This is a genomic window from Bacillus sp. JJ1533, from assembly GCF_036965045.1.
GTDB lineage: Bacteria > Bacillota > Bacilli > Bacillales > Bacillaceae_L > Ferdinandcohnia.
Genome location: NZ_JBALOV010000003.1, coordinates 149,042 through 158,650 on the forward strand (window position 1 = coordinate 149,042; position 9,609 = coordinate 158,650).

7 protein-coding genes, 5 tRNA genes and 1 pseudogene are annotated in these 9,609 nt (G+C 38.9%); 4 read left to right on the forward strand and 9 right to left on the reverse strand.

The features are described 5' to 3' along the window. The first annotated feature begins 7 nt into the window (after nucleotides 1-7). From V7138_RS01755 to V7138_RS01765, 3 genes are all read left to right on the forward strand, one after another. Nucleotides 8-487 (forward strand): GyrI-like domain-containing protein, encoded by a 480-nt coding sequence (locus V7138_RS01755; RefSeq protein WP_335393698.1) that lies wholly within the window; start codon nucleotides 8-10, stop codon nucleotides 485-487. 15 nt (nucleotides 488-502) lie between these two features. Then, on the forward strand, nucleotides 503-967 hold the full coding sequence (locus V7138_RS01760) for a phage tail protein (protein WP_335393700.1): 465 nt from the start codon (nucleotides 503-505) through the stop codon (nucleotides 965-967). Between the two features lie 210 nt (nucleotides 968-1,177). Next, nucleotides 1,178-1,378 (forward strand): hypothetical protein, encoded by a 201-nt coding sequence (locus V7138_RS01765; RefSeq protein WP_335393702.1) that lies wholly within the window; start codon nucleotides 1,178-1,180, stop codon nucleotides 1,376-1,378. A gap of 115 nt (nucleotides 1,379-1,493) precedes the next feature. Here V7138_RS01765 and V7138_RS01770 read toward each other — a convergent pair whose 3' ends face one another. The 3 genes from V7138_RS01770 to V7138_RS01780 all read right to left on the reverse strand — a co-directional run bounded on the left by V7138_RS01770 (nucleotide 1,494) and on the right by V7138_RS01780 (nucleotide 6,128). Beyond that, a complete protein-coding gene (locus tag V7138_RS01770) occupies nucleotides 1,494-3,419 on the reverse strand; it encodes an FUSC family protein (RefSeq protein WP_335393704.1) in 1,926 nt (641 codons plus the stop codon). Nucleotides 3,420-3,599: 180 nt separating this feature from the next. Next, complete coding sequence (locus V7138_RS01775) at nucleotides 3,600-5,528, reverse strand: serine hydrolase domain-containing protein (protein WP_335393706.1); 1,929 nt, start codon at nucleotides 5,526-5,528, stop codon at nucleotides 3,600-3,602. A gap of 24 nt (nucleotides 5,529-5,552) precedes the next feature. Beyond that, entirely contained in the window at nucleotides 5,553-6,128 is a 576-nt protein-coding gene (locus tag V7138_RS01780) for a TetR/AcrR family transcriptional regulator (protein ID WP_335393709.1), read from the reverse strand. A 337-nt stretch (nucleotides 6,129-6,465) separates the two neighbouring features. Between V7138_RS01780 and V7138_RS01785 the strand changes: the two genes are divergently transcribed. Then, entirely contained in the window at nucleotides 6,466-7,392 is a 927-nt protein-coding gene (locus tag V7138_RS01785) for a S66 peptidase family protein (protein ID WP_335393711.1), read from the forward strand. A 145-nt stretch (nucleotides 7,393-7,537) separates the two neighbouring features. Here V7138_RS01785 and V7138_RS01790 read toward each other — a convergent pair. The 6 genes and pseudogenes from V7138_RS01790 to V7138_RS01815 all read right to left on the reverse strand — a co-directional run bounded on the left by V7138_RS01790 (nucleotide 7,538) and on the right by V7138_RS01815 (nucleotide 9,537). Continuing rightward, a pseudogene (locus V7138_RS01790) lies at nucleotides 7,538-8,827 on the reverse strand (ISL3 family transposase). Between the two features lie 225 nt (nucleotides 8,828-9,052). Then, a tRNA-Leu gene (locus V7138_RS01795) sits at nucleotides 9,053-9,135 on the reverse strand. A 30-nt stretch (nucleotides 9,136-9,165) separates the two neighbouring features. Beyond that, nucleotides 9,166-9,251: transfer RNA gene (locus V7138_RS01800), tRNA-Leu, on the reverse strand. A 37-nt stretch (nucleotides 9,252-9,288) separates the two neighbouring features. After that, nucleotides 9,289-9,362: transfer RNA gene (locus tag V7138_RS01805), tRNA-Cys, on the reverse strand. 2 nt (nucleotides 9,363-9,364) lie between these two features. After that, a tRNA-Gly gene (locus V7138_RS01810) sits at nucleotides 9,365-9,439 on the reverse strand. A 23-nt stretch (nucleotides 9,440-9,462) separates the two neighbouring features. Next, a tRNA-Gln gene (locus tag V7138_RS01815) sits at nucleotides 9,463-9,537 on the reverse strand. Nucleotides 9,538-9,609: the final 72 nt, after the last annotated feature.

The following is a 9,609-nucleotide window of genomic DNA, read 5'->3' on the forward strand; positions in this document are numbered from 1 at the left end:
TTGAATTATGGCAGATTATACAATTGAAGAAAAAGAAAGTTTTATCGTTTTAGGAATTGGAACCGAGCTAAAAAGTGACTACAGAGACTTTGCTGGCATCAACAAGGAAAAAGCAGATTTTTGGCAAGCTGTTAAACAAGATGGAAGGCTTGATGCTTTAAAAGCAATTGCCAAAAATGACTACATTTTTGCTGTGAACGAAGCCGTGAATAACAAGATGATCCATTATGCTGGCGTTATGACAGAGGAAACAATCCCTGAAGCAACCAGAGTGATCCAGTTCCCGAAGGGTGCCTATCTCGTTGTTAAAGGAGAAGCGGAGACAGCAGAAGAGTTGAGTCAAACTCTTACTGGCCTAGCCTTTGGTCAAGCTTTGCCAGAAGCAGTGGATTATGCCTATGTGGGTGGACCAAATACAACGGTTGAGATGGGGCAGCGAGACAACTTAGTCTCTGGAGAAATGTGGATTCCTGTTGTTAAGAAATAAGTAGGAGTGATGGAAATGTCCTATATCGTCGATTTTAAAAATGTGTCGACAGTTGGTTTGGATTCTTCACCTGTAGCAGATGCACTCGCTGGTTTACGGGCTCATGAAGCCCGTTACTTTATGAACAAATATAAGCATGAATTTACGGTTGTACCAGCGAGCGACAGCCAGGAAACACTGGACTATGTGAACCGAGTCTTGAAAGAAGAACGTGACATTGAGTTTGCGGCCAAACCTTTAGAAACATCTCGTTTTCAAGTGGAAAATATCAATTGGGCCTACGTTTTCTATAAAGATGGTCTTGAGGTCAACGTTTTGTATACGATTGATGACCCTAAGAAGCGTGCCGTTGGTTTTAAGCTTTCTGAGGGGATGGAGATTCCAAAGGAGTTAGAAGGAAAGTTTAAGTTTGCCAGACAGAAGTCTAAGCTAGCTGGAACGATTCGGGGCTCGTATTTTGTCATTAAAGGAGAATATTAAAATAGGGCCGGCATTAGCGCACTAACACTATCCAAATACCCTACTCAACCACTAAATCTTTTATTGAAAAAAGAGGTTAGATTGTTACAAGATTTCAAACATAATTATGAATGATTTGTGAACCCTTTCACAATAGTGCCTTCAAGCTACCAAATGGAGATATACTGGAAGTGAGTTAAAAAATAAATCTTCCAAGGAAGGTGCAAAGTCATGAAAGGTACAGCATTATTAATCAATAAAGATCACTCTGTTACAGTATTAGAAAACGTTGAACATGATGTGTATGAAGATCTAGTAAGTCTCGGAGATTCTAAACATATTCAATCTACCATGAATAAAGAAATCCACTTTGATTCCTTTGATAATGTCGTTTGGTATGAGGAAACAATCGACTGGGAATACGGGTACTAATGTATTGGCAACTATTCATCCATTAACAAGGCTTGCTGTAATGAAATTACTGCAAGCCTTTTGAGTTACTTGATTTTTGGAAACAACAAATAGTATGAAACTGCCCCTCTCCTTATTACACTCGTGATCTCCCCAGTTCTTTTTGTAGAAATTGAATTTCCTTATGTATACTCGGATAGCCTTCAATTTCTGGTATTCCTATCTGCTTCGGTGTAACATTACGTGCTGCAGCATTTGCCATTGTTTCAAATGCAAATAAGATTTGAGCTAACTTTTCATCAGATAGTTTTGGCCGATCAGATTCTTTTGAACAACTCTCTAATAAATATCCTAATTGCCGTATTGAAAAAAGAATCGGCCAGTAATAATCTAACGCCTTCCGATTAGCTGGAATCTCACCGGATGCAGTAGTATACAAGGTTTGTAAATTACTTAAATTGGTTCTCATTTTCAATCTTTCTCTACTCTGCCTTGCATTAAATCCTTCTCCTTGGTCCGAAAAAAGAACCATCAGGAACTGTGCTTGACTTCGCAACGTTTTGCTCAGTAAATGCGGAATTCGGCTAGACGCAGATTTTCTACCCACGATATAAACCCCTAATAATCCAATCGCACTACCGATTACAATGTCAATAAATCTTGCCTGGGCAAAATAAGAAAAGCTAAACAACTCAGAACTTGTACTTTCAGCCAGTAACAGGGCATTAGGCGTAAAGAAAAGTGCTGCTAATCCATAGTTTTTCACAATAAACAACTCGGTAATAAACGTTAATACTAAAATAAACATCGCAATCACAAAACCCGATGGATGAAACGATAGAATGAACCCTGCAATAATGATTCCAATTACTGTACCTAAAAATCGTTGAATGGCACGATGAAAGGTGGCAACAATCGTTGCACCCGACATCACCGCTACACAAGATAACGGCACCCAATAGGAACGAGCAAATCCAAATTGATAGGCAATGATAGCGGCGATGGCCGTCATTACACCTAGGCGTACTGACGAAATAAACACGATTGAATTTTTATCAAACGCCCCCATAAAAATTGTTTTTAGAGAGGCTTTATCAAAATGAATCGATTTTTTAATATTACTAATGGGTTCATTCAGAATTGCATCTGCATTATAGATGGTAGTAAACAGCTGACTTATCTTTATTTCTGTCTTTTCAGGCTGTAATATCCTTGTACTTGCTCTCTTATCACGATTGTTCAAAGTCTGTGCAAGCAAACGAGCAGATTGCCCAAGTTCTTTAGGTAGTTTCGCCTTTGCATGAGAGAAGTTTTCCACAACTGAAATAAACAACTCATTTGCATACATATTCAGCAGATACAATCGATTAAACATATCCGTCGTTCGCCATGGAATATAACTCGCTGATAGAGTCCCTTCTGCTTCATTTAATACCTCCATCACTTTATGCTTAGCTTCTGTGAATTTATGAGTCCCAACAGCATCCAATAGTTCTGCCAATTGCAAATAAACTCTAGTCACAACACCAGTTTCTGGACCATGGGGATTAAAAAACCACCCAATCATCGCAATGATCCACGATAAAAAACCACTAAAAAATACTAATCCTGCCCGTAAGAATGCTTCATCGGGATTGATCGGCATTCCGGTTGACATGGCATAAACTAATACAAAAAAGATGGCGGATGGGCCGGTTATTTTTAATGCACCAAACACAAATATGACTATTGCTGCAATCATTCCCATCAAGATTGCAACTGCAAGCGGATATGGTGCACTAATTGTTCCCAAATAAGTAACAAACGTCAAACCAAGAACAACTGAAAATATCTTTTTGGCTCGTTGCGCATATGGGATATTAAATACATATAAATAAGTAAAGCCACCCAAGCCCGCAATTAAACCATATTGCAAATGGCCAAAGATTAATCCTATCATTACGGGCAAAGCAGCTGCTAGCCCCGCACTAAATGCTTTTAACCAAGGGAATGGTTTCTTATTTACTTGTAACGCTTGCTTAATGACAGAAGGAGCTAGCGCGTTTAATTTTTTGTCATTCATCATAATCCTTCTTTACTCTTATTTTCTTTCTCCTTATTCTCTATAGATTCCCTACTAATTATGAGTAACCTGAAAAATAGTAAATGTAGATATCACAGATACAACAAAAACACTCACAAACATTGTTTTAGCAACATTTGTGAGTATTTTTGCTTCTTACTTTATTTGTACTCATGACTTTTAAAACAAATTCCAATACCAAAAAATCCAAATCAAATGCACCATCATAAGACTTAACAATGAATAATGCAGAAGACCAATGATCCTCCAATGCCTGTTCCGCCAAAGGAGAACACTGAAAATAAGCATTACAAATCCCATGATTGTTAAAAGAAAGGGAATGATATTTAAAATGGGGCCCCAAGCTGGCACAATACCGAATGCTTCTTTTGGTAGTTGGTAGATCGGGTCGACTCCCCCGGATATTCCTATTCCAGCGATTAGAAATAACAGTAGTAGCCCGGCTGCAATAGCCAATCCCTTCCCCAAAACCGCCATTTTAGGTTGAGTTGTTTTCCTCTTCCTTCGTATCAATGCTTTTATACCCCAATAAAGAAGACTGCCAACAAATAATAAGATCACCACAATCAAAGATAAAAAGGTAAAACCGCTCGAAGCATACCATGGTGCTTTCGAATAGGTCATCGGACCATCTGTGGTAAGCATGATGTTCCCATGGGGATCTTTTTGAAAGACAATTGTGCGAAATTCACCATAAGCATCAATCGAATGGCCTTCTCTCATACTTTTGTAGATACCAGGTTCAATCTCAACAAAAGGATTAGATTCTCCGTTGTGGGTCACTACTAACTCTCCTGATTCATCTAATTGGACCTGAATCACTCCCATGATCAGACTGCCAATCTTATCTTCATTCGTAACGCTTTTCCGATTTTGATGATATTCACCGACATATTGGCGTAATCCCTCTCCGCCCATAGGTGTGACGGAAACACTCTCATCCGACGGAAAATAATGATCCATGAACGACTGAAAAAGCTCTGTATGAGTACGAAAATTATTTCCACTATACGAGATAAATAGACCGATATTTTCATCTGGCAATAAGTACAGTCCCGTATCAAATAGTGCCGTACTGCCGCCATGATGAAGAATTCTTTGGCCATTTATTGTCTTTTCCATAAACCCTAAAGTCATCCCATCTAATTGGCCATGATGGGTAAACTGCTGTTGGAGCATGTGCTGGATTGTATCCTCTTTTAGAATCCTTTTTCCGTTGAAACTTCCACCCTCAAGATAGGCTTGCATAAACTTTGCCATATCCGCTGCCGTGCTACTCATTCCCCCGGCAGGTCCAGGTACAAACTCAAACTTCCCTTCTCTAAATTCCCCATCGATGTATCTGTAAGACTGTGCTAGATTAGTAGAAAGCTCCTTGGGTACTGGTTGTTGAAACGTACTGTTGTTCATTTCCAGCGGCTTAAATATATACGTTTCAACATAATCGGAGTAAGGGATACCCGAAACTCTTTCTACAATGTAGCCAGCTAAGGCCGTGCTATAATTCGAATAAGCGAGCACTTCACCTGCAGGAAATATCCGTTCTGGCCTATAATCACGCACATATTGATCAAGTGGAGGCGCCTCTTCAGCCGTAAGCCTAAAGATAGAACTCGAATAATCTTCAAATCCAGGTGTATGAGTCATTAAATCTAGGAGAGTGATTGGCTTTGGTTGATTTTTATTCGGACCTATTGCAAGTCTAGCTGGGATTTCAAAATCTAAGTACTGATTAATATCCGTGTTCAAATCAAGTTTTCCTTCCTCGACAAGCTGCATGACTGCTGTCCAAGTGAAGAGCTTGGATACGGAGCCTAGACGAAACATGGTTGTTTCTGGATTTACCTTAACTTGCCCCTCGATATTGGCTAACCCGTAGCCTTTCTTAAAAACGATTTCCCCGTCAGCTACTACGGTAACGGCCATATTCGGAATATGCTCTTCATCTACTTTTTTCTGCAAAAACTCATCCATAAACGTTTCAACATCTGATAAGTCATTAGTACTTGCAGCAAAAGACGAATGACTACCAGTCATTATTAAAACAAAAACTATACAAGCAATAATCAATGTTTTTAAGATGTTCAAGCCTGTATTCCTCCCCTTTTAGAGTTAGGTCTGTTTCTTCTGTAGGTAAGCAGTTGTAATCACATCTGTAGCCATACTATCTAATAGCCCAACTCCCATTTCTTCGTTAAACTCTTCTGGAAGCATGCCACTCGCGACCATGATTGAGAGTCCTGTTGTAAAAATTCTCATTTTCAATAAAATCGTCATTAGCTCTTCGTCCGTAAAGCCTTCGAGATCTTCATCACCTTTCATCTGTTCGATTAATCCCTGCCCCATGTCTTCGGTATAGTTTTGAGTATAATTAGTTTGATTCAGGACAAAATCCCGAAAAAGAACTGGATACTCTTTTGCAAATCGGAGGCTCGCTACCCCGATGTCGTGGAATGGTTTTCCCGAATTCTCCTCGGCTAAAAGTTGATAGCTTAATTCAATGATTTTTTGCATGACCGCCTCCATAAGCTCATCCACATTATTGAAATTGACATAGATGGGCGCTATCGAACTCCCCAAATACTCCGCCACCTTTCTAATCGTAATATTGGACATCCCCTCTTTCTTTGCGATTTCAAATGCAGCTTCGATTATTTGTTGTTTAGAAAATTTTTTCTTTGGTGCCATTGCATTTTTCCTTTCTTCATATAATTCAGTTGATATAAATCNNATAAATCATATGTTATATATCGTTTATTATACATTGATTTCTTAAAAAATAAACCCTTTTTCTGTAAAATTTAGAAAATGGGCACCAGGACATCCATAGCTGGTCTTTTCTATATACCGGTGCACCAGACTAACACCAGTTAGCTTCGACTTAATGTATCAAATTAGGAAATCACCTTTGATTGAAGAGGGCCCTTTTTAGATTGGTTCCTCTTCCAACATGTCAAATTAAACATATTTCTACACAGAAACTAATACTTATTACTATCTGGAACAAATGGTGGGAGGAAAGTATATGGCTCAGAAACCCCCGATGTTGAAAAGAGGAGATACGATCGGGTTAATTACACCCGGAAGCCCGATTGATGCTAATACGATTAATACGAGAGCGCAATTCTTAAGAGATTTAGGTTTTACTATTTTGTTTGGAAACTACGTTTATTCAGCAGAAGGAATTACGGCTGCCTCACCAGAGCAAAGAGCCGAAGATGTAATGCGTATGTTTACGAATCAGAGGGTTAACATGATACTTCCAACACGTGGTGGTACAGGAGTTCAATCAATCCTTCCCTATCTTGATTTTGAAATCATAAAAAAGAACCCAAAAATTATAACTGGGTATAGTGACATAACTGTATTATTAAATAATTTATACCAGAATAGTGATTTAATTACCTTCCACAGCTTAATGCTACTTAATTTCAGACCAGATACACAAGTCTATAATTTCAACCAATTCTTTGAAGCAACCTCGACTTTACGATCTCCTAGGAAGATTCAAAATCCGCCCAATATGCAACTGAGAAGTTTAGTACCTGGAAATGTAACAGGTCCAATTGTTGGTGGGAATATGACCTCCTTTGTTAACACTCTTGGTACACCCTATGAAATTGATACAAAGGGTAAAATCCTGTTTTTAGAAGAAACTCATACTCCCGCTACATTCGTTTACCGGTATTTCACTCAATTAATAATGTCGGGTAAGCTAAACGATTGTCTCGGCATCATCATGGGACAATGTAGCAATTGCCCTGCATCTTATCGCACATCATATGAAGATTTAATCCACTATATGCTTGCCCCCATAGGAAAGCCTCTAATGGTTAACCTTGCAACTGGGCACGGCTATTATAAAGCGGCCATTCCTATAGGTGCAACCGTGAACCTCAATACGACAAATAATACTGTAACCGTGCTAGAACCATCCGTTTCTTCTTCATAGAATGTAAATGTATTTGTTATTTTAGTTTATAAAAAGGGTTCTAAATCAATTGTTAGGGTTTTAGGCTACCGCGCTTCGCTTGGTGACCTCTATAAAAAATGATGGATGGTACCATTCATCATTTTTTATAGAGGAGAATGCCCAGTTAACCAATATGTACCCCTATTCTTTTATACTTGTGTGTTAATAAAATTTTCGCCCTAAAGCGTTCAAAAACTCTAAATCCATAAGCATTTCTCTTTAGAACTTTGGTGGAAATTATTAATTCCCTCTAGAAATCCATTTGAATACTCATAGGCAAAGCTATTTAATACTTCAACTTGCCAATTTTGTATGGTCTTTATTGCTTTCCTCATCTCAGGTATCTTTGAATCCTCAATAAACTTTTATAATTCTTCTAATTCTTTTTTAACTAAACTAATCTGGTGTTTTCCATACTCTTTGGCACGTAAAAACCAAGAACGATAGGCCTCCTTGATCTCATATGCTCGTTTGAGTTCATTAGACATGTCCAAGTATCGGTCTAAATGCCATCGTTCATCCTCAGTTAAGCGCTGGCTATCTTTATGAAATACATGTTTCATACGCTTACACTTTTTACGGTCGTAGCCATGAAACTCGTTTTGTATTCGGCGCCTAACACCATCAAGCCCCCAATAATGTACCGACAAAAGTGAAATCTATCAGCTACAATAACGGGCTTACCCAATGCCTCTTGAACAGCTGCTTTAAAGGAATGATTCATATCCATTATGACTATTTGGACCCTAGATCCATGCTTTCTTAAGTAGTCTTTATTGGTGGAAAAGAACGATCATCGATTATAGACATCATTACACAAATTGAGAAACTTATGAAAAAAAAGGCAACCCTTCATTTCTTACCAATCGTACGTTTATAGCGATTTGGTAAAATATCAATAGGTTCTTTTGTAACCCCATCCGCAATAATCAACTGATACTTTCCTTCGCGGGTATCTCCTTTGTATTCATCAATGGCTATAACTGATGGTAACTCTTCCACAGGACAAATTTCACTTCGGGAAATTTGATCGAATCGCCGTATAATAGTTGATGAAGAACATCCATAGATTTCAGCCGTTTCCTTGAATCGCTTTTATTGATATCGCTTGATTCCACTCTATTGAAGTACGTTGATAACGCATGACAAGAGGGTTTTTCTCCGAAAAACGTTTACCACACTCACAAGCATAACGTCTACGCTTATAAAAAATTTGAGTTTTTCTTTCAAACCACTTTAAGTGTTGAATCTTTTGTAGACAATAGTCATGAACTTTACTCGTTCTTTGATTACATTCGGGGCACTTGTGTACTTTTCGCTCCATCTCAACATACAGTCGAACTACTTCACCAACTTCTTCAACATTGGTTAGAATACACCCTTTTAATCCAGGAATAATCATGGTAAAATCCATATTGCACGCAACTCCATTCTTTACACTTGTTTCTAGTCAATTCAAGTATAAAAGAATGAAGAGTTTGCGTGTTTTTTTATGCACACAAAACTTTGTCTAAACCCCAACAAATATTATAGAGCCACATTATAGAGCCATAAAAAGTCCTATCATTTTCAATTTCTGCATACAAAAAAACACTCACAAACATTTGTGAGTGTTTTAATAAACCGATTATTTTTATGATACCTGAGGCCGGACTCGAACCGGCACGCCATCGCTGGCAGTGGATTTTGAGTCCACCGTGTCTGCCATTCCACCACTCAGGCATATATAGAAAGAAAAAAGACATCTAAAGATGCCGAGGACCGGAATCGAACCGGTACGGTAGTCACCTACCGCAGGATTTTAAGTCCTGTGCGTCTGCCAGTTCCGCCACCCCGGCAAGTTATAAAAAAGCACTTACATTGATTAAAAGTTAATGGAGGCGGCAACCGGATTCGAACCGGTGGTAAAGGTTTTGCAGACCTCTGCCTTACCACTTGGCTATGCCGCCATTGGAGCGGAAGACGGGATTCGAACCCGCGACCCCCACCTTGGCAAGGTGGTGTTCTACCACTGAACTACTTCCGCATAGTATATGATCTTATAAAAAATGGCTGGGCTAGCAGGATTCGAACCTACGAATGACGGAGTCAAAGTCCGTTGCCTTACCGCTTGGCTATAGCCCATCGATTAGCCTGCGTGAATGAATGTCACACGTAACGTTATAAGAAAAAAATCAAAAGGGGCGGCTGATGGGA